The organism is Flavobacterium sediminilitoris (assembly GCF_023008245.1).
Lineage (GTDB): Bacteria > Bacteroidota > Bacteroidia > Flavobacteriales > Flavobacteriaceae > Flavobacterium > Flavobacterium sediminilitoris.
The window spans coordinates 3,154,331-3,179,467 of the sequence record NZ_CP090145.1 but is presented as its reverse complement, the minus strand read 5'-3'; the positions used below and the strand labels follow the sequence as shown (position 1 = coordinate 3,179,467).

Sequence of the window (25,137 nt, the reverse complement as noted above, 5' to 3'; positions counted from 1 at the left end):
AGATTAAGTGTTAACTATTTCATTATTCTGTTTTATAAACTTTAAATTATTAATATATTTGGCTTTCATTAATAACAAACTAAAATGAGACTATTAGAAGGAAAAGTAGTTATAATTACTGGTGCTAGTCGTGGTATTGGTAAAGGAATAGCAGAAATTTTTGCTAAGAATGGTGCAAATGTAGCTTTTACATATAGTTCTTCAGCTTCATCAGCGCAAGAACTAGAAAATGAATTAACCTCTTTAGGTGTTAAAGCAAAAGGGTATCAATCAAATGCTGCAAATTTTGATGAATCACAAAAATTAGTTGAAGATGTTCTAACAGATTTTGGAACAATCGATATTTTGATTAATAATGCAGGTATCACAAAAGATAACCTGTTAATGAGAATGAGCGAAGAAGATTTCGATAAAGTAGTTGAAATCAACTTAAAATCTGTTTTTAATATGACAAAAGCTGTTCAAAAAACAATGTTAAAAAATAGAGCAGGTTCTATCATAAATATGAGTAGTGTTGTAGGAGTAAAAGGAAATGCAGGTCAAGCAAACTATGCTGCTTCAAAAGCAGGTATGATTGGTTTTACTAAATCTATTGCTCTAGAATTAGGCTCTCGTAATATTCGTTGTAATGCAATTGCTCCTGGATTTATTGAAACAGAAATGACAGCTAAATTAAACGAAGATGTTGTTAAAGGTTGGAGAGAATCAATTCCATTAAAAAGAGGTGGTTCGCCTGAAGATGTTGCAAATGTATGTGTATTCCTTGCTTCAGACATGAGTGCATATGTAACAGGGCAAGTTATTAATGTAGATGGAGGAATGTTAACATAAAAGTTAGACTCTACAATAATAGAAACATTATATGACCACAAGCACTATTTTACTTCTTATTTTATCAGTATTTATAGCTGCTGGTTTGTCTTATTTCCAATATTATTATAAAGCTAGAAATAAATCAAAATTAAGTTTATTTCTAGCTTTTTTACGTTTTTTAGCCTTATTTGGAGTTCTTTTACTATTGATAAATCCAATTATAACTAGAAAATCATTTGAAATTAAAAAAACACCATTACCCATTGTTATTGATAATTCTGAATCAATAAAAGAATTGAATGATTCTAATCTTAAAACTGATTTTTATACTAAGATAAGTGAAGATAAAGCCTTAAATCAAAAATATGATATTCAATTATATTCTTTTGATGAAGAATTTAAAAACTTAGAAAAATTAGATTTTTTAGGAAAGCAAACTTACATTGATAATGTGGCTAAAAATCTAAAACAACTTTACAGAAACACAAATTATCCAGTAATTTTATTCACCGATGGAAATCAAACAAAAGGGAATGATTATGTATATAGTTTTCAAGATAATTCATCTGTTTTCCCTGTTGTTTTAGGAGATACAACTTCTGTTTTTGACTTAAAAATCAATCAAATCAATGTAAATAAGTATGCTTTTCTAAAAAATAAATTTCCTGTAGAAGTATTTCTACAATATAATGGAAATGAATCCTTAACAACAACTTTTTCAATTCAAAATGGAAACCAAATTATTCATAAACAAAATGTTTCCTTTTCAGCTAAAGAAAAAGCAAAATCAATTCAAGTATTATTAGATGCTTCAAGTATTGGAGTTCAAAAATATAAAGCATCAATAACTTCATCAATACAAGAAAAAAACAAAATTAATAACAGTAAAAATTTTGCTGTAGAAATCATTGATCAAAGAACTGAAATCGCTATTATATCAGATAATAATCATCCTGATTTAGGAACTTTAAAAAGAAGTATAGAAGTTAATGAACAACGTAAGGTAAATATATTTAAACCAAACGAAATCAAAAACTTACTAGATTATAATATTTTGATTTTATACCAACCCAATTCTACTTTTAAAGGAATTATTGAGCAAAATAAATCCGTTCAATTAAGTACATTTATTATAACAGGAACAAATACAGATTTTAATTTTTTAAACCAAAATCAATCTGATTTTACTTATAAAATGTTAAGGAAAAAAGAAAATTATTTTGCCAAATACAATTCTGGATTTAATCTTTTTTCACAAGATAATATTGGTTTTAGCTCTTTTTCACCACTAGAAAATAGTTTTGGAACGATTACTCCAAAAACAACAATTACAACTTTTTTAGATGCAACTATTCGAAATATTGAAACAGGAAACCCATTATTAGCTTTTGTTGAAAACGGAAAACAAAGAAAAGCATATTTGTTTGGTGAAAATATTTGGAAATGGAGAATGGAAACATATCTGAAGAAAAAATCTTTTAATGATTTTGATTTATTTATAGATAAATTAATTCAATATTTAAACTCAAATTCATCCAAAAAATCCTTAGTTGTTGACTATGAAAGTTTTTATAATTCAGGTGAATTAATAGAAATAACAGCTCAATATTTCAATAAAAATTATGAGTTAGATGAAAATGCTCAATTAACAATACAACTCACTAATAAAGAAACGAAAGCTACAAAATCATATAATTTTTTAAAATCAAACTTAGATTACAAAGTAGCATTTGATAATTTAGAAAAAGGAACTTATAATTTCACTGTTAAAGAAAAAGAATCAAACAGCTCTTTTTCAGGTAGTTTCGAAATATTAGAATTTGATTTTGAAAAGCAATTTGTAAACCCTGATAGAACAAGACTAGAACAATTGGCTATAAATACAGCAGGAAAAGTCTATTATCCAAATCAATTAGATATGCTAATTAAATCATTAAAAGATACTGATAAATATCTACCTATTGAAAAAGAAATAATTAAAAAAACACCATTAATTGATTGGAAATGGTTATTAATTTTTATTGTTGCTTTACTTTCAATAGAATGGTTTACGCGAAAATATAACGGATTGTTATAATTTTTGATACAGTTTGTTTTTTAATGAATAAGTTGCAGTTTGATAAAAAGAAGTACATTCTTTAGTTAAATCATTATTGCTAACCTTCATTAATTTCTCTTCATAATATATATTAAAACTTGAAGAAACTTTAGAATTCTCAAGTTGTTTTAAGCTAAATTATTTAGATTCTTTTACAGGAGAAATAATAGTTAAAACATCATTCTTTATATAACCTAAATCCTGACAAGTTGCAATAAAAGTAATTAAACCAATACTAATGGAACAACTTGATAAGATTCCATTATATTTCCAATTACAGTATTAGCATAAATTGAATAATCTACTGCAATAAAATTATAACGCACACCAAATTCATTCCAAAAGAAAAATTAACTAACCATATTTTGAATCATTATTAAAACAAATAGTTATTGAATTTAAAATTTGATAAAAATAATAAGTACAACCATAGAAAAATCCTCAAGATAAAATTAATTATTAAATAAAATATAAGAAGATTTTGAAATGGTGTAAGATGTTTATGCATAGTGATTTAAATATAAATTCAAATTTATTATTGTATTTTATCACTATCTTAAAAATCACTTAATACATTCTTAAGTTTCGCTTAATTTATGTTTTCCAAAGCAACAAAGTCTTAAAAAAAGAGTTTAATTTGTGTAAATAAATTTATAGTATATGAAAAAGATAGTATTAATTTTAATCATGCTTATTTCAAATTTTAGTTTTTCTCAAGATTGGAAGTATAATTTTGAAGAAGCAAAAAAAATTGCTGAAACTGAAGGTAAGGATATTGTAATGGTATTTTCAGGATCAGACTGGTGTGCTCCTTGTATAAAACTAGATAAGCAAATATGGCAATCTGAAGAATTTAAAAAAGAATCTTCTGAAAAATGGATTTTAGTAAAAGTAAATTTCCCAAGAAAAACAGCAAATAAACTATCTGAAGAACAAATGAATCATAATAGAGAATTAGCTGAAAAATATAATAACGAAGGAAGTTTCCCACTAGTAATTTTATTAAACTCAAAAGGGAAAGCGCTAGGAAAGGTAGGATATAAAAATGTGAGTCCAAATGAATATATTAAAATAATTGAATCCTTAAAATAAATATAGTATTGATTTCTTTTTATCATTTTTAATGCTTTACACAAAATATGGATACAATACGAGGCAACCTTAAAAGTAAAACTATTTTTTTATTCTTAATTCTCATTTCTAACTACTTGAGTGGACAAATAGTGCATAAAAAGAAAGCTTCTCTATTAGGAAGTCCTTTTGAAATTATTGTAGTTGCAATGGACTCCGTTGAAGGAAATCAATACTGTGATTTAGCTATTAACGAAGTTAAAAGAATTGAAAATTTAATTTCAGATTGGATTCCATCATCTCAAATATCAAGAGTAAATCAAAATGCAGGAATACAACCTATTAAAGTTGACAATGAAGTCTATGATTTAGTTGAAAGAGCAGTGAAAGTTTCTAAACTAACAAACGGTGCCTTTGACATAAGTTATGCCTCAATGGATAAAATTTGGAAATTTGATGGAACAATGAAAGTAATGCCTACAAGTGACGAAATAAAGAAATCAGTTGAACGAGTAGGATATCATAAAATCATTCTAGATAATAACCATAAAACTATCTTTTTAAAGGATAAAGGGATGAAATTAGGTCTTGGAGGAATAGGTCAAGGTTACATAGCTGATAAAATTAAGTTTTTACTACAAGAAAAGGGATGTACATCTGGAATTGTAAATGTTTCTGGAGACATTAATACTTGGGGTTATCAATTAGATGGGAAACCATGGACTGTAGCTATTGTGAATCCTTTAAACAAAAATAAAGTTTTTGCTACTTTTCCTCTCATTGATAGCGCAGTAGAGACCTCTGGAAATTATGAAAAATATGTTACTTTTAATAAGAAAAGATACTCACATATTATAGATCCAAGAACAGGTTATCCAGCTTCAGGAATTATAAGCGTATCCGTTTTTGCAAAGCAAACTGAAATAGCTGATGCAATTGCAACAGGAGTTTTTGTTCTAGGAGTAGAAGTAGGCTTAAACCTAATTAATCAAATTAATGGAATTGAATGTATCATTATAGACGATCAAGGAAACATACATTATTCAAAAAACATTGATCTAAAACAACAATAAAAATGAAAAAGATAATAATCATTATAATTTTTGGAATATCTAGTTATTCATGTAACACAGTCAAAGAATATGATAAACAATATATCAATGACCCAGATATGAAACTGTCAGCAAAAATAACCGAAAGATTTGAAACTAATTTTCAAGTATATCGTGAAGCTGCGGCTGGAGCCAATGGAGGAAAAACAGGTGGAGGTTGTGGATGTAATTAATAACACGTATGAAAAATAAAATTGTATTATTTTTGTGCTTAATCAGCTTATTTTCTTTTTCGCAAGAAAAAGACTCTACTAAAATAACTTATAAAAAACGAGTATTAGAAAGTATTGAAGTTGATTTTTTAGCTAGCTATTATAAGCAAGATGGAATACATTCGGCAGTTTCTGGAGGAAAAGGTATGGAAGATTTAACAGATATTACTCCTACAATTGTAGTAGCTGTTCCATTAAATGATGATGATGTCTTAACTGTAGATGTAGGAATCTCTGCTTATTCATCAGCATCTTCAGGAAATATTAACCCTTTTGATAGTAATACACCTAGTCCATGGCAAGCTTCCTCAGGAGCATCTGCGCAAGACGCTCTAACTACATTGGTTCTTAATTATAGCCATAGCTCAGATGATAGGAATACTATTTGGAATGGACATATTTCAGGCTCTATTGAATATGATTATTCATCAATAGGTTTTGGAGGTGGATTAACTAAACTTTTTAATGATAAAAATACAGAAGTAAATCTATCTGCAAATGTTTATTTAGATACATGGAGTCCAATTTATCCAAAAGAACTACAAGATTTTGTATCAAACGGAAATAATTTAAATGGCGGGATTTTTAATAATTTTACTATTACAGGGAACACTATTTATAATCCAGAAAAATTCTCATTTCATGAAAAGAAAAACAGAAATTCTTATGCAGTTTCACTAAGTTTCTCTCAAATATTAACCAGAAAACTCCAATTTTCATTATTTTTGGATGTATTACAGCAGCAAGGATTATTATCAACACCATATCAAAGAATTTATTTTTCAGATATTGACGATTCTTTTATAAATGAATTTCAATTAGCCGATGACATTGAACGCTTACCAGACACTCGTTTTAAACTACCAATAGGAACAAGGTTAAATTATTATATTAATGAGCGCTTGGTTATCCGAACATATTATCGTTATTATACAGACAATTGGGATATAAAATCACATACCGCATCTATAGAATTACCAGTTAAATTGTCAGATAGATTTACAGTGTTTCCAATGTATCGCTATTATACACAAAATCAATCGAAATATTTTGCACCTCATGAAGCACATTTATCAACAGAAAAATACTATACTTCTGATTATGATTTATCTACTTTTGATGCTAATCAATATGGATTTGGAGTAAACTATACAGACATTTTTACAAGCGCTAAAATTTGGAAATTTGGAATTAAAAATATCGATTTGAGATATAATTATTATAAAAGAAGTGATGGTTTAGATGCTAATATTATTTTTTTTGGGATAAAATTTGTTCAATAATAACTTTTATATGCATATTTTAATCATTGAAGACGAAAAAGGAATTGTTAATTTTCTAAAGCAAGGTTTAGAAGAAGAAGATTATACTGTTTCTTACGCAATGAATGGGAAAGAAGGACTTGAAAAAGCACTTTCTTTACCAGTTGATCTAATTCTTTTAGATTGGATGTTGCCAATGATGAACGGAATTGATGTTTGCAAAGCAATACGTATTGAAAATTCAACAGTACCAATTATTTTTTTAACAGCAAAAGATACAGTTCAAGAAACAATAGAAGGTTTAAAATCAGGAGCTAATGATTATATTAAAAAACCATTTAGTTTTGAAGAACTATTAGAAAGAATTAAAATCCATTTTAGAGATAAAAAAGAACTTAAAAATCTTACTCTCGGAAATATTACATTGAATAAGAATAAGTTTCAGGTTTTTGTTGATAATACAGAAGTGTATTTAACCCAAAGAGAATTTGAATTATTAGAATATTTAATTAAAAATAAAGGAACTGTTTGTGCTAGAAATAAAATTATAGAAGATGTTTGGAACATCCATTTTGAATATGATACTGGAGTTATAGATGTTTTTATGAATGCTATTCGTAAAAAACTAAACCTTACTAAAGATCAAGAACTTATAAAAACAATTAGAGGTGTTGGATATATAGCAAATGAATAATATTTTTCCTTTTTCTTTTAAAAATAGAATAGCCTTTAATTATTTAGTAAGTGGCTCTTTTTTAATTGCAATTGTTTTTCTGTTTATTTATTCTATAGTAAGATATAGTGTAAACCAACATATAAATGATGAAATTAAGGACGAACTCTATAAACATTTAGATGACGTTAAAATAGATATTAATAATACTTACTTAATACAAGTTGATCAATGGAGAGCTCGCGAACATAACTCTATTAAAGTTAATCCCGTTTTTGTTGAATTCTATGATAATAATAAACAAGTAATTGATAAATCACCAAATCTCAATAATTCAAACCTTAAACTTTTAAACGAATCATTTAATGACCAATTTATAAACTCTTCTTTAAATGGAGTTCCTTTAAGACAAACACAAAAAGAAATATTAAACAAAAATGAAAAAGTAGGATATATTGTTATTGCAATGTCTTTAGAAGACTTTGAAATTGTTGAAATCCTTAAAGATATTTTACTCATTTCATTTCCTATAATTCTTATAGTTCTGTTCTTAATTGCACGATTTTTTGCAGGAAAAAGTATAAAACCAGTAAGCGCAATCATTAAAACTTCAAAAGAAATAACAAAAGATAATTTAAAAACAAGAATACCATTACCTCAAAATAAAGATGAATTATACATACTTTCTGAAGACATTAATAACCTATTAGATCGAATTGAAAATGCAGTTGAACGAGAAAAACAATTTACTTCAGATGCATCTCATGAATTGAGAACACCTTTAGCTGTTATAAAAGGAACCATGGAAGTTTTAATTCGAAAACCTAGAAATCAAAGTGAATATGAATCAAAAATTAATTTTTGCATTTCAGAAGTTGATCGATTAAATCACATGGTAGATCAATTATTACTTTTAGCCCGATTTGAAAATCAAAAACAAAATTTAAAAGTAGAAAAAATCTACCTTAATGCGCTGGTTTTAGATATTTTATCACGATTTTCACACGATATCAAAGAAAAAGATATCTCAATTAAGACAAAATTTAAAGAAAATTTCTATACAAAATCAGATAGTTATTCATTAGATATTATTTTTAGTAATTTAATCTCAAATGCAATCAAATATTCAACAAAAAAGTCTAATTTGGAGATTCTTTTATTAAAAGAAAACAACACTATAAATTGTGTTATTAATGATTCTGGAATAGGAATAGATGAAACAGATTTAGATAAAATTTATAACTCATTCTATAGAGCTAATACAACATCACATCCTGAAATAAAAGGAACTGGTATTGGTCTTTCAATTGTAAAAAGACTATGCGATTTATTAAATATTAAAATTGCAATTAGCAGTAAAAAAAATATTGGAACATCAATTATATTAACATTTATAAAATAAAAATATGAATCAAGCACATTTACACATGTTATTCAATCATTTTCCTATAATTGGATTATTCTTTGGAATTGGAATTTTAACTTATGGAATTATTAAAAAACAAACTATACTGATTAATACTGCTTATGTCATTTTTATTATTTGTATGATAATGGGAAAAGCAACAATGATGACAGGTGAAGGAGCTGAAGATATTGTAGAAGAATTAGGTATTTCACATAAAATTATCCATGAACATGAAGAACTAGCTGAAGGATTTATGAAAGTACTTTATGGATTAGGATTATTTTCAATTGTAGGTTTAGTTTTAAATAAAAGAAAACATCCAAAAACAATTTATATTACATATATAGTACTTGTTCTATCAATAATTGCAGCTTTTTTGTCAAAATCTGTTGGAACTTTTGGAGGAGAAATTCGTCATACCGAAATTCGTGAAAATAATACTAATGATAACAATGAATAAATCTAAAGACGATTACCTAGATAATCATTACATTCATAGAAGTAATTGGCTTAGAGCTGCTGTTTTAGGAGCCAATGATGGTATTTTATCAACTTCAAGTATAGCAATAGGTATCGCAGCAGCTAGTACAACAAGAGAGTCTATTATTTTAGCAACTTTAGCAGGTTTAGTAGCTGGAGCTTTGTCAATGTCCGCAGGTGAATATGTATCTGTTTGTTCTCAAACAGACGTTGAAAAAGCAGATATTGAAAGAGAAAAATTAGAGTTAAAAGAAATGCCTGAAGAAGAATTACAAAGACTTGCAGAAATTTATCAAAATAGAGGATTAAAAAAAGAAACAGCATTACTTGTAGCTAAAGAATTAACAGAGTATGATGCATTAGGGACTCATGTTAGAGATGAATTAGGTATTAATGAAATTAATCAGGCAAATCCATTACAAGCAGCATTAGCTTCTGGTGCAGCTTTCACTTTAGGAGGTATTTTACCCTTCTTAGTAACACTTTTTCTCCCTTTAAAAGGTATGGAATATTATCTCTATGGTTTTGCAATATTTTTCTTAATTATTTTAGGAGCTTTGTCAGCAAAAACAGGTGGATCAAGTATTACTAAAGCCGTTTTAAGAGTCACTTTTTGGGGAACAATTGCAATGGGATTAACAGCAATGGTTGGATATTTATTTGGTGTAAATTTAGCATAAAGCTCATTTTAAATTATACCAATTAAAATAAAAATTTTATAAAACGCTTGTTTTTAATAAATTAATGTCTTTATATTTGCACTGTTATAAAACAACAAAAATGTTTACAAATAAATTACATCATCATCATCATTTAAACCACGCTCGAGCGAGGCAATGATGATTTTGTAATAATTCAAAATAATTATAAACCCGTTTGAGTATATCAAACGGGTTTTTTATTTCAAAAAGCAATAGTACGATATACTCAAATTATTTAAAAACAAACCATGAGTATCTTAAAAATTGCAATTCAAAAATCAGGTAGACTTTACGAAGAAAGTATCCAACTCTTAAGAGATTCAGGAATCTCTATTTACAATGGCAATGACCAACTAAAAGTAACGGCTTCAAACTTTCCTCTTGAAGTTTATTTTCTACGAAATTCTGATATTCCACAATATTTAATAGATGGAGTAGTAGATGTTGCTATTGTAGGTGATAATTTATTAGTTGAAAAAGCAAAAAACATTAAAGTAGCTGAAAGATTAGGATTTTCAAAATGCAAAGTTTCTGTTGCAGTTCCTAAATCGTTTAATTATCAATCAATTAATGATTTAAACGGATTAAGAGTTGCAACTTCATATCCAAATACAGTAATCGATTACTTTAATGATAAAGGATTAAATGTAGATATACACCAAATCTCTGGTTCTGTCGAAATTGCTCCAAACATTGGTTTGTCTGATGCAATTGTAGACATTGTTTCAAGTGGAAGTACTTTATTTAAAAATGGATTAAAAGAAGTAGAAATTATTCTTAAAAGTGAGGCTGTTTTAGCCATTTCACCAGAAATATCATTTGAAGCGTCACAATTATTAAATAAACTACAATTTAGAATTCAAGCTGTATTAAGATCAAGAAAATCAAAATATATTTTGATGAATGTGCCAAATAATAGAATAGAAAAAGTAAGTTCTATTTTACCTGTTTTAAAAAGTCCAACAATTATGCCTTTAAGTGAAGAAGGTTGGAGTAGTCTTCATTCCGTTATTGAAGAAGATACTTTTTGGAAAGTAATCGATCAATTAAAAGAAGCTGGGGCAGAAGGAATACTAGTTTGTCCAATAGAAAAAATGGTACTTTAAAAATATTAAAAACTTAAAAATCATGAATAAAATATACAATCCACAACCTGAAACTTGGTCATCAATATTAAAAAGACCAACTCAAACATTTGATGATATTGAAACAACTGTCAAAGGAATTTTTAAAGAAGTTCAACAAAAAGGAGATCAAGCCGTTCTAAAATATACATCGCTTTTTGATGGTATTGTTTTAGAAAACAATATTGTAACTAATGAAGAAATAGAAAATAGTTTAAATCTAGTTTCAGAAGACTTAAAAGAAGCTATTAAGTTAGCAAAATCTAATATTGAAAAATTTCATACAGCTCAAATATCAAGTAAAATCGAAATAGAAACAACAGAAGGAGTAATTTGTTGGCAAGAAAAAAGACCTATACAAAAAGTAGGATTATACATTCCTGGTGGTTCAGCACCATTGTTTTCAACTGTATTAATGTTAGCAATTCCTGCAAAAATAGCAGGTTGCAAAGAAATTATCTTATGCACTCCTCCTGACAAACAAGGAAAAATTAATCCAGCTATTTTATTTGCTGCTCAATTATGTGGTGTTACTAAAATATATAAAATAGGAGGCATACAAGCCATTGCAGCAATGACTTTTGGAACCGAATCTGTAGACAAAGTCTATAAAATTTTTGGACCAGGAAATCAATTTGTAACTATTGCAAAACAATATGCTACACAACTTGGCGTTGCTATAGATATGCCAGCCGGACCAAGTGAATTGTTAGTCTTTGCAGATGATTCAGCAGTGCCAAGTTTTGTGGCATCAGATTTATTAAGTCAGGCCGAACATGGAAAAGACAGTCAAGTTATTTTAGTTACAACATCACAAAATATTTTAAATGAAGTAGAAAAAGAAATATATAAACAATTAAAAAAATTACCTAGAAAAGAAATTGCAGAAATTGCAATAAATAATTCTGTACTAATTTTTTTAGGTTCTGATAAAAATGCCTTAGATTTAATAAATGAATATAGTCCAGAACATTTTATCATTTGCTCAAATAATGAAGATTACTTTATAAATGGTATAGAAAATGCGGGATCTATTTTTATAGGCAATTATACACCAGAAAGTGCAGGAGATTATGCTTCAGGAACGAATCATACGTTACCTACTAATGGATATTCAAAAAGTTATAGTGGTGTAAATTTGGATAGTTTCTTAAAAGCAATGACTTTTCAAAAAATTACTGAAAAAGGGATAAGTAATATAGGGAAAAGTATAGAAATAATGGCAGAAGCAGAAGGACTACTAGCACATAAAATGGCTGTAAATCTAAGATTGAACAAACAAAAAACAAACAAATATCAACCTTAAATTTCAATTAAATGAATTTAGAAAATCTTGTTAGAAATAACATTAAGAGTATGAAACCATATTCATCTGCCAGACATGAATTTAATGATGTAAAAGACAATTTAATCTTTTTAGACGCAAATGAAAACCCTTTTGAGAATGGAATGAATCGTTATCCAGATCCTAATCAGAGTGTTTTAAAAAAAATATTATCCAAAATTAAAAATATCGATTCAAAAAACATTCTTATAGGAAATGGTAGCGATGAAGTGTTAGACTTATTATTTAGAGCTTTTTGTGAACCTAATATAGATAATGTAATTACATTACCACCAACGTATGGAATGTATGGTGTTTTAGCCAATTTAAATGCAATTGAAAATAAAAAAATAATACTAGATGACTGTTTTCAACCCAATGTAAGTTCCATTTTAAATAGAGTAAATAAAAACTCAAAGATAATTTTTCTTTGTTCACCAAATAACCCAACAGGTAATACTTTTTCAGATGAAAGCATCTACACATTACTCAAAGAATTTAAAGGATTGGTAGTAATTGATGAAGCTTATATTGAATTTTCAGAAAAAGAAAGTTGGTTAAATCGTCTCTCTAAATTTCCAAACTTAGTTATTGTTCAAACGTTGTCTAAAGCCTATGGAATGGCAGGTTTAAGGCTAGGATTATTATATGCTTCTACAGAAATTATTGCTGTTTTAGAAAAAATAAAACCACCTTATAATATAAATATCGCTTCACAAAATTTAGCCATTGAAACCTTATTAAGTCCAAAATTTGAAGAAAGACTATCCATTATAAAATCAGAAAGAGAAAAAATAATGAAAGCGCTTGTTCGCTGCAAAATTGTTACTGAAATATTACCATCAGAAACCAACTTCATTTTGTTCAAAGTTGATAATGCAGCTTTTCAATACAATCAATTTTTAGAGAATGGAATTGTTGTCAGAAACAGATCTAGTGAATCATTATGTAGAAACTGTTTAAGAATTACCATTGGAACAGAAAAAGAAAATAAAAAAGTAATAGAGTTATTAAAAAATCTAAAAAATGTCTAAAAAAGTATTATTTATTGATAGAGATGGAACAATTATAAAAGAAACAATAGATGAACAAATTGATTCTTTTGAAAAAATGATTTTTTATCCTAAATGTATTCCTTATTTAAGTAAAATAGCAAAAGAATTAGATTATGAATTAGTCATGATTACAAATCAAGATGGATTAGGAACTTCCACATTTCCAGAAGATACATTTTGGCCTGTTCATAATTTTATTATGAAAACCTATGAAAATGAAGGTGTTATATTTAAAAAGGTGTTTTTAGATAAAACATTTCCTTATGAAAATGCAAATACTCGAAAACCAGGAATAGGATTGTTAACAGACTATTTTTCAAAAGAATATGATTTAGTAAACTCATTCGTAATTGGAGATCGCCTAACAGATGTAGAATTAGCTAAAAATTTAGGATCTAAAGCAATCTTTATAAATGATAATACAAATCTTGGCGTAGGAGAAATTTCTGTAAAAAGAGAAGAATTAGATCAGGTAATAGCTTTAGAAACAAATGATTGGCAGAAAATTTATGAGTTTTTAAAATTAGAAAACAGAACAGCTTCAATTACACGTAAAACAAATGAAACTAATATTTTAATCTATTTAAACTTAGACGGAACAGGTAAGAGTCAAAATAATACGGGTTTACCCTTTTTTGATCACATGTTAGATCAAATTGCTCGTCATGGCCAAATGGATTTAACTATCAATGTAACAGGAGATTTAGAAGTTGATGAACATCATACAATTGAAGATACAGCAATAGTATTAGGAGAAGTTTTTGCAAAAGCACTAGGGAATAAATTAGGTATTGAAAGATATGGATTCTGTTTACCAATGGATGATTGTTTAGCACAAGTAGCAATTGATTTTGGTGGGCGAAACTGGATAGTTTGGGATGCTGAATTTAAACGTGAAAAAATAGGAGAAATGCCTACTGAAATGTTTTTTCATTTTTTCAAATCATTTACAGATGGTGCAAAAGCTAATTTAAACATTAGAGCAGAAGGAACAAATGAACATCATAAGATTGAAGCTATTTTTAAAGCATTTGCAAAAGCAATAAAAGCAGCAGTAAAACAAGATACTGAAAAAATGATATTACCAAGTACCAAAGGAATGTTATAAAATGATATTAGAAATAAGTAGATAATTTTTGCTTATTTCTAGTACAAAAAAAGAAATCATGAAAATAGCCATTATAGATTATGGTGCTGGAAACCTTCAAAGCATTCTTTTTGCAATAGAAAGGATAGGATTTACTGCATTTGTAACAAAAGATTGGAATTTAATAAAAACAGCAGATAAAGTAATTTTTCCAGGAGTAGGAGAAGCAAGTAGCGCTATGGAAAAATTAAAAGAAAACGGACTTCATATCTTAATCCCTACATTAAAACAACCTGTTTTAGGAATTTGTTTAGGCATGCAGTTAATGTGTAGAACTTCAGAAGAAGGAAATACAACAGGATTAGGAATTTTTGATGTAGATATTATAAAATTTTCAAAAGAAGTAAAAGTACCACAAATGGGTTGGAATACAATTTACAATCTAAAAACAACTCTTTTTCAAGGAATTAAAGAAAAAGAATATATGTATTTAGTTCATAGTTTTTACGCTTCAAAATGCTCAAATACTATTGCTAATACTGATTATGATACTGAGTATTCTTCAGCATTACAAAAAGATAATTTTTATGGAGTACAATTTCATCCTGAAAAAAGTGGCGTTTTTGGAGAAAAAATTTTACTTAATTTTTTAAATCTATAACTCTCTCAATTTTTTAAAATATAAAAACAATGCGAATTATTCCAGCAATAGATATTATAGAAGGAAAATGTGTACGTCTTTCCAAAGGAGATTATAATACAAAAAAAATATACAATGAAAACCCTTTAGAAGTTGCGAAATCATTTGAAAATCATGGTATTCAGTATTTACACCTAGTAGATTTAGATGGTGCAAAATCTAACAGAATTATAAATTATAAGATTTTAGAACAGATTGCAACTAAAACTTCTTTAAAAATTGATTTTGGAGGTGGTTTAAAATCTAGTGACGATTTACGAATTGCTTTTGAAAATGGAGCTAATCAAGTAACAGGAGGAAGTATTGCAATTAAAAATGCTGAACTTTTTAAAAGTTGGATCCATCAATATGGAACTGATAGAATTATTCTTGGCGCTGATGTTACTAATAAAAAAATAGCAATTTCTGGTTGGTTAGAAGAAAGTGAGGAAGAAGTAATTCCATTTATTCAAAATTATCAAAAAGAAGGTATTTCCTATATCATCTGTACAGATATTGCAAAAGATGGCATGCTTGAAGGACCAAGTTTTGAATTATACCAAGATATTTTATCAAAATGTACTACTTCCAATGAAGTTGGAAAAATAAAATTAATAGCTTCCGGAGGAATTTCAACTTTTGAAGAACTACCGAAATTAGCTGAAATGGGATGTGAAGGAACCATTATAGGAAAAGCTATTTATGAAGGTAGAATCGCTCTAAAACAAATAGAAAACTATATAAGTAACTCGTAAAATGAGATACTATTACTTAGACTTCTTTAAATAACTAAAAAAATGCTTACAAAACGGATAATTCCTTGTTTAGATATAAAAAATGGACGTACAGTAAAAGGGATAAACTTTATCGATTTAAAAGATGCTGGTGATCCAGTAGAATTAGCCCAAAAATATTCAAGAGAAGGAGCTGATGAATTGGTTTTCTTAGATATTTCTGCTACAGAAGAAAGAAGAAAAACATTAATTGAACTTGTTCGAAAAGTTGCACAAACTATTAATATTCCATTTACAGTAGGAGGAGGAATAGCTTCTATTGAGGATGTAGCTACATTATTAAAAAACGGAGCAGATAAAATTTCAATTAATTCATCTGCTGTAAAGCAACCTGAATTAATAAATGAATTAACCTTAAAATTTGGAAGTCAATGCATCGTTGTAGCTATTGATGCAAAACAAATTAATGGAAAATGGATCGTTCACTTAGTAGGTGGAAAAGTTCCTACAGAAATTTGTTTATTTGACTGGGCAAAAGAAGTAGAAAAAAGAGGTGCTGGAGAAATTCTATTTACTTCAATGGATAATGATGGTACAAAAAACGGATTTGCAAATGAAGCTTTATCTAAATTATCAACTTTAGTAAATATTCCAATAATTGCCTCTGGTGGAGCTGGTTCAATACAACATTTTACAGATGCATTTATTCAAGGAAAAGCAGATGCTGCACTTGCTGCTAGTGTTTTTCATTTCAAAGAAATTGAGATTATAGCATTAAAGGAAGAATTAAAAAAGAATCATATTCCAATACGATTATAGAATGTTAACAAAAATTAAATTGCAAAACAATGAAATTGAATATTAAAGGACTAATTCCAGCCATAATACAAGATAATGAAACCAAAAATGTGCTAATGCTAGGTTATATGAATCAAGAAGCATTAGATAAAACATTAGAATTAAATAAAGTTACTTTCTTTAGTCGTTCTAAGAATAGATTATGGACAAAAGGAGAGGAGAGTGGTTATTTTTTAAATTTAGTTTCTATTAAAAATGATTGCGATAATGATACACTTTTAATTAAAGTAAATCCTGTTGGTCCAACTTGTCATACAGGTTTAGATACATGTTGGCAAGAGATTAACAATCAGGAGTTTGGTTTTATTACAAAATTAGAAGAGACTATTAAAAATAGAAAAGAAAACGCTGATTCAAATAAAAGTTATGTAGCTAGTTTATTTGTCAAAGGAATCAATAAAATAGCCCAAAAAGTAGGAGAGGAAGCTGTAGAAGTTGTTATAGAAGCAAAAGACACTAATGATGATTTATTTCTGTCCGAAAGCGCTGATTTATTATTTCATTATTTGATTCTATTACAGGCAAAAGGCTATCAATTAAATGATGTAGTAAATATTTTAAAAAGCAGAGAGAAGTAAAACAAGTCTGAATTTAATACCAAGTACTGTTTATAGTAAGATTACACAGAGGACTATGAGGAAAAACAGTTTTTCAACCGAATGAACAAGAAAGGTAGTAGCTTATGAAATACAACTTTTCTATTTAAAAATAGCATTTCTGCATTTTGATAAAAATTAAAGAAGTATTGTATCTAATTTTCTTATCTTTGCAGAAATATAAATAAATTTATGTTTATTCTATCCGTATAAATACCATATCGCAATTTTACTTCTCTAATCTTTGAGAAGACAGGGGACTTTTGACGACAGTGAATACTCAATTATCGTCAAATAATAAAGTACCTTGGTTCGATATGGAAACTTTCAATTTTATTCAATTAAATAGTTTTTATTAAAAAAATGTCAGTTCATCAGCACTTTGGAGAGTTGATGGGTGGACTATTCAAATAATTTTGAAAATGAATATTTATCCAAAAAATTTTGAACAAAAAATAGATTTTAATTCAATCCGAGAATATATTATAGAGAAGTGTTTAAGTCCGTTAGGAGAAGAAAAAGTGGCGGAAATGCAGTTCTCATCAGAATATGAAACTGTTAATAAATGGCTGGAACAAACCCATGAATTTTTACAGATTATCCAAAATAAAGAAGATTTTCCTACAGACTATTTCTTAGACATCCGAGCTTCTTTAAATCAAATAGACAAAGATATCACAGTTTGGTTTACAGAAACGGATATTCCTCTTTTGGCAAATTCAATGGAAACTATCGTGCACATAGTAGATTTTCTGAACAATAGTAATAAAATCGAGGACAGAGGTCCTAAATATCCTGAATTGAAAAAGTTGGCTGATGAAATAAAAGTATTTCCAACAATAGTTGAAAAAGCAAATAGTATTTTAGATAAGTCAGGTCAAATAAAGGATCATGCTTCTAAACTTCTTGCAACCATACGGAAGAATAAAATAGAGGCAGAGAAAGATATTACAAAAGCTGTATATGTAGCTGTTCGTAATGCACAAGCACAAGGAATAATAGCTAAGGACGTTCAAGGGGATATGAAAGGCGGACATTATGTAATTCCTGTCACAGCATCTAATAAAAGAAAGATAAAAGGTACTGTACGTGACAGTTCAAGTAGTGGAAAAACTTTTTTTATCGAACCCGAAGCTGTTGTAGAGGCTTCCAATCGACTGCGTGAATTAGAAAGTGAGGAACGCCGAGAAATTGCCCATATTTTAACTGAATTTACCAACTTCGTAAGGGGTGATATATCCGCAATTTTGCATTCTTATGAGTTTATGGCTACCATAGACTTTATACGTGCAAAAACATTGTTTGCAGTACGCATCAACGGATTAAAACCTATACTAGAGAATAAAACAAATATTGAGTGGAACGAAGCGGTACATCCATTGTTAGATATAACCTTGCGTAGAGAACACAAAAAAGTCCAACCATTGGATATTCATTTAACCAATACAAATAGAATATTATTAGTTTCAGGAGTTAATGCAGGAGGGAAATCACTTTGCTTAAAAACACTTGCACTATTACAGTATATGCTACAATGCGGTTTATTAATTCCTGTTCACAAAAATTCAAAAGCAGGTATTTTTGAACGCATATTTATGGACATTGGAGATGGGCAAAGTATGGAAAACAGCCTAAGCACATATACAGCACATTTAACAAATATGAAGTTTTTTGTTGAGAACAACAACGACAAGACCCTTTTGTTAATAGATGAGTTCGGAGGAGGGACAGAACCACAAATAGGCGGTGCAATAGCAGAGACACTACTTGACAAGTTCAATAGAAAAGCAAGTTTCGGGTTGATTACCTCACACTTTCAAAATCTCAAACATTTTGCTTATAATACAAAAGGAGTTATAAACGGAACAATGCTCTACGACACAGAGAATAATAAACCGTTGTACAAACTATCAATAGGTAATGCAGGAAGTTCATTTGCTATAGAAGTTGCCAGACGTATAGGTTTATCTGAAAACATCATTTCAGAAGCCTCAAAAAAAATTGGTGAAGACTTTATCAATATAGATAGTTTCTTGCAATCCATTGCCCGTGATAAATTATATTGGGAAACCAAGCGGAAAGAGATAGATAGTGAAATCGTTAAGTCAGAACCCACAATTTCCGAACCTATTAATGTTTCTAATACTGTTATTATAACTAACGAAACAAAAACAATGAAAATTGGGGATAGAATTATTTTGAAGGGACAGACCGCTGTTGGAACTATATTGGAGATAAAAGGTCATGAGGCTATCGTTGCTTTTGGAGCGATTAAAAGCAAGGTAAAATTAAACCGATTGATTTTTGAAACTAAATGATAAAATAGAAGAAACTGTATCACAGTTTGATACAGTTTCTTTTATATGACTATTCTGAAAACCAAATATTAAAATTTTTTAAAAAGAACAATATAAATGTAACCATTAAAATAATATAATTTTATAACGAAAATAAAAGGCTTTAATAGCCCTTTTTACTTATCCTATAATTCCGACAGAAGGTAAAATTGTTTAATCATTTTGAGAAGTATAAATTTTGTATATTTGCTATGAAATAACTGAAACGTACTGAATAACAAAGTAATCATCGTTATCAACTAAAAAGGATTTTTCTTAAAAATTTTAAAATAAAAAATGATTTCAAAAAATACTTTCGATTTTCTTAATCAACTTAACGAAAATAACAATAGAGATTGGTTTGCAGATCATAAAAGTGAATTTCAAAAAATAGATAAAGAAGCAAAATCTTTTTTCAATGAAATATATACCGATTTTCAAAAAGATGATAGTTTAGAAAAAATACAATTTTATCGTATTTATAGAGATGTACGATTTTCAAAAGATAAAACACCTTATAACAAACATTTAAGTGCTTCTTACGCTAGAACAAAACCAATGTTAAGAGGTGGTTATTATATTCGAATTGAAAATAATGCTAGTTTTGTAGGTGGTGGATTTTGGGAACCTAATACAGAAGATTTACTTAGAATTAGAAAAGAAATTGAATTAGATGCTTCAGAACTAAGAGAAATAATAAACGAATCTACTTTTAAACATTTTTTTGGAAAACTTGAAGGTGAAGAATTAAAGTCAGCTCCTAGAAATTTTGATAAAAACCATCCTGATATCGATTTGATTCGAAAAAAACAGTTTTTAGTATCGAGAAGCTTTACGAATGAAGAGGTTTTAGCTTCTAATTTTAAAGAAGAAATTATTGCTACTTTTAAAGCTATGCGACCTTTTTTTAATTATATGAGTGATGTATTAACTACCAATTTAAATGGTGAAAGTATTATTTAGTATACATTTCTTTTAATTTATGAATATCTAAATCATTTGTAATAAATAAAAAGTAGTTTTTTTGCCAAGATTGTGTTTTTTCTGCTTGTTTACTTGTAACATTTTCCCAAGGAGGATAAACTCTAAAAGCTCTTTTTCCTTCTTTTTCTCCATTTGAAATAATTTTTTTTTGGATTAAGATTGATTTTGGAAAAACAAACTGACCAAAATGTTCTTTATTGTAAGAATTAACAACAAAAAAATCAAACATATCATTTTCATGATAAGGTATAATCGGACCTAAATCACTTCTTTTCCAAAAAGTAACAAATTGTCCAACTTTTTTAGGAGTTATTTTAGATTTCCTAAAAATAATTTTACTTTCATTTAAATGAAAAGAACAAGCTAAATATTCTACACTTTCATTATGAACTTCAATAGTATCAATTTGAAATAAACATTTATTATAAATTTGTTCTTTTAAAAACAATAATTCAGATTCAATCATTTAATAAATTTTAAACCTCATATAATTGAATTTGGCTTTTAAGGCGTTCAATTAATAAGTTCATCATTCTTTTATTTAAGTTTGATGAATTAAGAATATACTCATTATATTCTGTAATTGTAAACATTCCAATAATTATACCTTTTAAAGAGTTTCTAAACTTAATATCACGCTGAATTGCATTTTCAATATAGTGCATTTTTTTTTCAGGTGAAAGTGTAAAAAATACACCTTTTTGTTTAGTAGCATAATTTCGGAAAACTTCGATACATAAATCATTTTGAAATTTAAGAATTGGTCTCAAAGTTAAGTTTTGAAACTTTTCTTCATTACTAGAGCTTTCAGTTACTATTCCAATTGACTCACCTCTAATTTCAAGAATTGCTTCATCTTTAGTTTTCATAACAGTAATTTTAGTAGTTATGTATAAAGTTAAAGAAAATAGTACATTAATAATTACTAGATAGCTATAAGTTATTAAGATAGATTTGTTAATTACTATCCAAACTATTTAATTAATATACACGCTATTTTTTCCTTATTTTTGTATTAAATAAATAAACATGAATTTTAATACTCGAAAATGGGTAAAACCAGAAGATCTTAATCCTAATGAATCACTATTTGGAGGAAAATTATTAGCTTGGATTGATGAAGAAGCAGCACTTTATACCATTATTCAACTTGAAAACCCTAGAGTAGTTACCAAACACATGACGGAGATAAATTTTATGAGTTCTGCTAAACAAGGAGATATAATTGAACTAGGAATTGAGGTTATAAAATTTGGAAGAACATCTTTAATCTTAAAATGCGAAGCTAGAAATAAAATGACTAGAGAAACTATCCTTACAATTGATTCTATTACAATGATAAATCTTGATGAGAATGGAAAACCAAAACCACATGGAAAAACTAAAATAGAATATGTACAAGATAGAATTAAAAGAGATTAATTTTCACTAGTAATAACACTTTCTAATTCAAATAATTCTAAATCAAAATATTGCACAGATGAAATAATATGATCAAATATATCGGCCATAATGTATTCATAATTTGTCCAAGTTTTGTCTCTGGAAAAGCAATAAACTTCTAAAGGGATACCTTTTTCTGTAGGTTGTAAATGTCTCACCATTAATAACATATCCTTATTTACGCCTGAATGGTTTTGAATATATTTTTCAATATACTTTCTAAATAACCCTAAATTAGTTAGATTTCTACCATTAACAATTAAAGATTTATCAATATTATTTTGAGTATTATATTTAATAATATCATTTTGACGATGATCAATATAACTATCTAAATGATGTATTTTTTTATAGTAACTTAACTCTTCATCTTTTAAAAACTTAACTGATTTAGACTTTATTAAAATATGTCTTTTAATTCTTCTACCATCAGATTTCAACATTCCTCTCCAGTTTTTAAAACTATCAGAAATTAAACTATATGTTGGAATTGTTGTAGTCGTATTGTCAAAATTTCTAACTTTTACTGTAGCCAAATTAATTTCAATCACATCTCCATCGGCTCCGAATTTCTCCATAGTAATCCAATCTCCAATACGAACCATATCGTTAACTGAAACTGAAATACTAGCTACAAAACCTAAAATGGTATCTCTAAAAACTAAAATAACAACTGCTGAAATAGAACCAAGAGCTGTTAAAAATACAGGTCTACTAATTTCAAAAAGAATAGAAAAAAATGAAAAAGCACCAAATCCCCAAAGGAAAATCATAATTACTTGAATGTAACTATCAATTGGCTTATCACTATATCTAGGCTTATTTTTTAAGTAGTCCTTTAATGAATTAAAAACACTTCTTATTATCCAAAGCGATAAAATTATAATATAAATTTTGACACCTTTTTCAAAGAAATTTTCCCAAGAAGTAAAATCTATTAAAATAACAGGAACTGTTTTGTATATAAAGATTAATGGGACTAAATGTGCAATGTATTTTGCAGTTTTATTTGCTACTAAAAAATCATCAAAAGTTGATTTAGTTCGAGCTGCAATAATTGCCAAAATAATAATCAATATTTTCTTGAAAATATAATCTAATAGATAAGCAACAATACTAAGTACAATAATATTTACAAAAAGATTAATGTATTGCGAAAGACTTTCATTAAAATCTAGATTTTTAAGTATGTTGTATACCCAATTAAATATTTTCATTAAATATTATATTTTATAAATATTTTTTTTCAACATAGAAAGTTCCAAAAGGTATTATCGAAGCTACACAAATGATTAAAAACTTTTTCATTTCCCATTTTTGCTCTATTTTCAATACTACAGCTAATGCAATGTATAAAAGAAATAATATTCCATGTGCCATTCCTACATGTTTAACAAATACTGGATTGTTAAAAATATATTTCATAGGCATAGCAAAAAATAATAATGCTAATAGCGATACACCTTCTAATAAGGCAATAGTTTTAAAAAATTTTATCATGATAAAGCAGAGTAAATTGCATATCCATATATAACAAAGCGAAATACACGTAATGATGCAAAAATATAGAATTGTTTTTGAGGAAATTTAATCATACCGGCTGCCAAACAAGCCATTGCAAAGGGTAATGGAAGTAATGCTCCTACAGCAATTAAAAATCCGCCCCATTTTTGCATATTTTTAATATGCTTAGTCATTTTTCCTTCTAAATAATTGTTTATTTTAGGAACCAATAACAAAGTTCTTCCTTTATAATAAGAAAAAACACCACCAGCATAAGATAATACGGCTAAGATTGCTAAATAGAGGAGAGGAGAGTCCGTATTTTTTGTCCATGCAATAAAAATATCTGGAGGTAAGAGTCCTAAAAAGCTTTCAGAAACTAAAAATAATGAGAAAATTGAAAAATCACTAAAATTTTTAGTGACATACAATAACATATCATTAATACTCATCACTTTATAATTAATATAAAGTAATATCCCAATAATTATTGCAAGTGGCAATAAAGCTTTTTTAGTATTGTCCCATATAAATGAGTAAAAACCAGTATACTTATAGTATTGATGAAGTAATTTAACTCTAGATTTTTTTTGTTTTTGCATGAAATTAATAGATTATAGGAATGCAAATTTACTAAGAAATTTATACCTTTATTGTTAAAGTATAGATAAAAAAATCGGTATTATTATAAATACCGATTTTATATTATGTAAAATAGAAATGAACTAAAACTTAAAAAGCTAAAAATGCTTTATTATATTCTTTCAAATCTAATAAATTGTTCTTTTTAGTTAAATCAAACAATATTGATAAGAAATATTCAAAACTTTCTATATCATTTTCTTCAGAGACATTTTTGGTTGATTCACTTTCAGATTCTAAAGGTTCATCATCAGGAATTCCAATTAAAAAAGCATTATTATTTTCCAAATGCTCATAAGCCAAACGTAATGATTTTGTAACCACAGGATTTTGCTCTTCAAGAGAATATTCTCTAATCTTCTTTAAATCAGTTATAATTGAAGCTAATTCAAATTTATCTTGTAGAATTTCTTTTTGAATTTTTTCAATTAATTTTTGTGCATATTTATTTTCCATCTGAATGATATAATTAAGGTTCGCAAATCTATGATTTTATTCAGTTTTATACAATTATTTAAAGAGATATAATAAATAAAGTTATAATCATATACTTTTGTTTTATAGTAATTATATCTAGATTATCTAATGTACCAGATTTTTGAATACTTTTAATGTATATTTTTTGAACTATAATTTATAGTATGTAAAGTTTTTTTTGCTATATTTGCCATGTAAATATTATTAAATACAACCGCTTAAGTAGGTGCGCTAACACCGTTAATCTAAGCGGTTTTTTTATTGTTAATTTTTAGGTTTTGGTTCTATAAAACTATTTGGGTAAAATCTTCTAATATAACGCTGAGTACGTCTAGCGTACACATTAAAATATTTCCAAGTAGAATAATTCCGGGATTCATTTAACCAGAGCGCCATTTTATAACAGTTATGCACAAATTCTGATTTTAAAGGAGGTCTTCCATCATCAAAGAAAACAATTACAGT

The 25,137-nt window shown here is 27.5% G+C and carries 27 protein-coding genes; 21 read left to right on the top strand and 6 right to left on the bottom strand.

The genetic code is table 11. From position 1 onward, the window contains the following. Positions 1-84: 84 nt before the first annotated feature. From fabG to LXD69_RS14475, 20 genes are all read left to right on the top strand, one after another. On the top strand, positions 85-831 hold the full coding sequence (gene fabG / locus LXD69_RS14570; protein ID WP_045967321.1) for a 3-oxoacyl-[acyl-carrier-protein] reductase: 747 nt from the start codon (positions 85-87) through the stop codon (positions 829-831). Positions 832-862: 31 nt separating this feature from the next. Beyond that, positions 863-2,890 carry a hypothetical protein gene (locus LXD69_RS14565; RefSeq protein ID WP_246915930.1) on the top strand — a complete coding sequence of 676 codons (2,028 nt, stop codon included), beginning with the start codon at positions 863-865 and terminating at the stop codon, positions 2,888-2,890. A 681-nt stretch (positions 2,891-3,571) separates the two neighbouring features. After that, the gene (locus tag LXD69_RS14560) at positions 3,572-4,003 is read left to right on the top strand and encodes a thioredoxin family protein (RefSeq protein ID WP_246915929.1); all 432 of its coding nucleotides are present in this window, start codon (positions 3,572-3,574) and stop codon (positions 4,001-4,003) included. Between the two features lie 47 nt (positions 4,004-4,050). Beyond that, complete coding sequence (locus LXD69_RS14555; protein WP_246915928.1) at positions 4,051-5,055, top strand: FAD:protein FMN transferase; 1,005 nt, start codon at positions 4,051-4,053, stop codon at positions 5,053-5,055. A 2-nt stretch (positions 5,056-5,057) separates the two neighbouring features. After that, positions 5,058-5,267 carry a DUF4266 domain-containing protein gene (locus LXD69_RS14550; protein WP_045967330.1) on the top strand — a complete coding sequence of 70 codons (210 nt, stop codon included), beginning with the start codon at positions 5,058-5,060 and terminating at the stop codon, positions 5,265-5,267. Between the two features lie 8 nt (positions 5,268-5,275). Next, positions 5,276-6,589, top strand: a complete 1,314-nt coding sequence (locus LXD69_RS14545; RefSeq protein ID WP_246915927.1) for a DUF3570 domain-containing protein — start codon at positions 5,276-5,278, stop codon at positions 6,587-6,589. A 10-nt stretch (positions 6,590-6,599) separates the two neighbouring features. After that, a complete protein-coding gene (locus tag LXD69_RS14540; RefSeq protein ID WP_045967333.1) occupies positions 6,600-7,262 on the top strand; it encodes a response regulator transcription factor in 663 nt (220 codons plus the stop codon). Beyond that, entirely contained in the window at positions 7,255-8,643 is a 1,389-nt protein-coding gene (locus LXD69_RS14535) for a HAMP domain-containing sensor histidine kinase (RefSeq protein WP_317236299.1), read from the top strand. The genes LXD69_RS14540 and LXD69_RS14535 overlap by 8 nt, the downstream gene beginning before the upstream one ends. 4 nt (positions 8,644-8,647) lie before the next feature. After that, positions 8,648-9,109, top strand: a complete 462-nt coding sequence (locus LXD69_RS14530; protein WP_246915926.1) for a hypothetical protein — start codon at positions 8,648-8,650, stop codon at positions 9,107-9,109. Then, a complete protein-coding gene (locus LXD69_RS14525; protein ID WP_045967472.1) occupies positions 9,102-9,809 on the top strand; it encodes a VIT1/CCC1 transporter family protein in 708 nt (235 codons plus the stop codon). The genes LXD69_RS14530 and LXD69_RS14525 overlap by 8 nt, the downstream gene beginning before the upstream one ends. A gap of 269 nt (positions 9,810-10,078) precedes the next feature. Further along, positions 10,079-10,936, top strand: coding sequence for an ATP phosphoribosyltransferase (gene hisG / locus LXD69_RS14520; protein ID WP_246915925.1), 858 nt, complete (start codon positions 10,079-10,081; stop codon positions 10,934-10,936). Between the two features lie 22 nt (positions 10,937-10,958). Then, positions 10,959-12,260, top strand: coding sequence for a histidinol dehydrogenase (hisD, locus tag LXD69_RS14515; protein WP_246915924.1), 1,302 nt, complete (start codon positions 10,959-10,961; stop codon positions 12,258-12,260). Between the two features lie 11 nt (positions 12,261-12,271). Next, positions 12,272-13,312: a histidinol-phosphate transaminase gene (gene hisC, locus LXD69_RS14510; protein ID WP_246915923.1), complete on the top strand. Its 1,041-nt coding sequence runs from the start codon at positions 12,272-12,274 to the stop codon at positions 13,310-13,312. Beyond that, complete coding sequence (hisB, locus tag LXD69_RS14505; RefSeq protein ID WP_246915922.1) at positions 13,305-14,441, top strand: bifunctional histidinol-phosphatase/imidazoleglycerol-phosphate dehydratase HisB; 1,137 nt, start codon at positions 13,305-13,307, stop codon at positions 14,439-14,441. Before hisC ends, hisB begins: the two co-directional genes overlap by 8 nt. A 58-nt stretch (positions 14,442-14,499) precedes the next feature. Beyond that, positions 14,500-15,081: an imidazole glycerol phosphate synthase subunit HisH gene (gene hisH, locus LXD69_RS14500; RefSeq protein WP_246915921.1), complete on the top strand. Its 582-nt coding sequence runs from the start codon at positions 14,500-14,502 to the stop codon at positions 15,079-15,081. A gap of 29 nt (positions 15,082-15,110) precedes the next feature. Then, complete coding sequence (hisA, locus tag LXD69_RS14495; protein ID WP_246915920.1) at positions 15,111-15,854, top strand: 1-(5-phosphoribosyl)-5-[(5-phosphoribosylamino)methylideneamino]imidazole-4-carboxamide isomerase; 744 nt, start codon at positions 15,111-15,113, stop codon at positions 15,852-15,854. Positions 15,855-15,896: 42 nt separating this feature from the next. Continuing rightward, entirely contained in the window at positions 15,897-16,652 is a 756-nt protein-coding gene (gene hisF, locus LXD69_RS14490; RefSeq protein WP_246915919.1) for an imidazole glycerol phosphate synthase subunit HisF, read from the top strand. Between the two features lie 29 nt (positions 16,653-16,681). Continuing rightward, the gene (gene hisIE, locus LXD69_RS14485) at positions 16,682-17,269 is read left to right on the top strand and encodes a bifunctional phosphoribosyl-AMP cyclohydrolase/phosphoribosyl-ATP diphosphatase HisIE (protein WP_246915918.1); all 588 of its coding nucleotides are present in this window, start codon (positions 16,682-16,684) and stop codon (positions 17,267-17,269) included. Between the two features lie 440 nt (positions 17,270-17,709). Further along, complete coding sequence (locus LXD69_RS14480) at positions 17,710-19,605, top strand: endonuclease MutS2 (protein ID WP_246915917.1); 1,896 nt, start codon at positions 17,710-17,712, stop codon at positions 19,603-19,605. Positions 19,606-19,920: 315 nt separating this feature from the next. After that, positions 19,921-20,586, top strand: a complete 666-nt coding sequence (locus tag LXD69_RS14475; protein WP_246915916.1) for a DUF2461 domain-containing protein — start codon at positions 19,921-19,923, stop codon at positions 20,584-20,586. Here LXD69_RS14475 and LXD69_RS14470 read toward each other — a convergent pair. Both LXD69_RS14470 and LXD69_RS14465 read right to left on the bottom strand, forming a co-directional pair. Next, a complete protein-coding gene (locus LXD69_RS14470) occupies positions 20,579-21,073 on the bottom strand; it encodes a MepB family protein (protein ID WP_246915915.1) in 495 nt (164 codons plus the stop codon). The two genes, LXD69_RS14475 and LXD69_RS14470, sit on opposite strands and share 8 nt — an antisense overlap. 10 nt (positions 21,074-21,083) lie before the next feature. Then, positions 21,084-21,476 carry a hypothetical protein gene (locus tag LXD69_RS14465; protein ID WP_045967347.1) on the bottom strand — a complete coding sequence of 131 codons (393 nt, stop codon included), beginning with the start codon at positions 21,474-21,476 and terminating at the stop codon, positions 21,084-21,086. Between the two features lie 160 nt (positions 21,477-21,636). Here LXD69_RS14465 and LXD69_RS14460 point away from each other — a divergent pair, with 160 nt between their 5' ends. Next, a complete protein-coding gene (locus LXD69_RS14460) occupies positions 21,637-22,029 on the top strand; it encodes an acyl-CoA thioesterase (RefSeq protein ID WP_246915914.1) in 393 nt (130 codons plus the stop codon). On the opposite strand, the gene LXD69_RS14455 is transcribed toward LXD69_RS14460, so the two are convergent. The 4 genes from LXD69_RS14455 to LXD69_RS14440 form a co-directional block, all read right to left on the bottom strand. After that, complete coding sequence (locus tag LXD69_RS14455) at positions 22,026-23,267, bottom strand: mechanosensitive ion channel family protein (protein WP_045967349.1); 1,242 nt, start codon at positions 23,265-23,267, stop codon at positions 22,026-22,028. The two genes, LXD69_RS14460 and LXD69_RS14455, sit on opposite strands and share 4 nt — an antisense overlap. A 13-nt stretch (positions 23,268-23,280) precedes the next feature. After that, positions 23,281-23,550 carry a DUF3817 domain-containing protein gene (locus LXD69_RS14450; RefSeq protein WP_045967350.1) on the bottom strand — a complete coding sequence of 90 codons (270 nt, stop codon included), beginning with the start codon at positions 23,548-23,550 and terminating at the stop codon, positions 23,281-23,283. Next, a complete protein-coding gene (locus LXD69_RS14445; RefSeq protein WP_045967351.1) occupies positions 23,547-24,155 on the bottom strand; it encodes a YqaA family protein in 609 nt (202 codons plus the stop codon). Before LXD69_RS14445 ends, LXD69_RS14450 begins: the two co-directional genes overlap by 4 nt. A 130-nt stretch (positions 24,156-24,285) precedes the next feature. Then, positions 24,286-24,651: a hypothetical protein gene (locus LXD69_RS14440; RefSeq protein WP_045967352.1), complete on the bottom strand. Its 366-nt coding sequence runs from the start codon at positions 24,649-24,651 to the stop codon at positions 24,286-24,288. Positions 24,652-25,137: the final 486 nt, after the last annotated feature.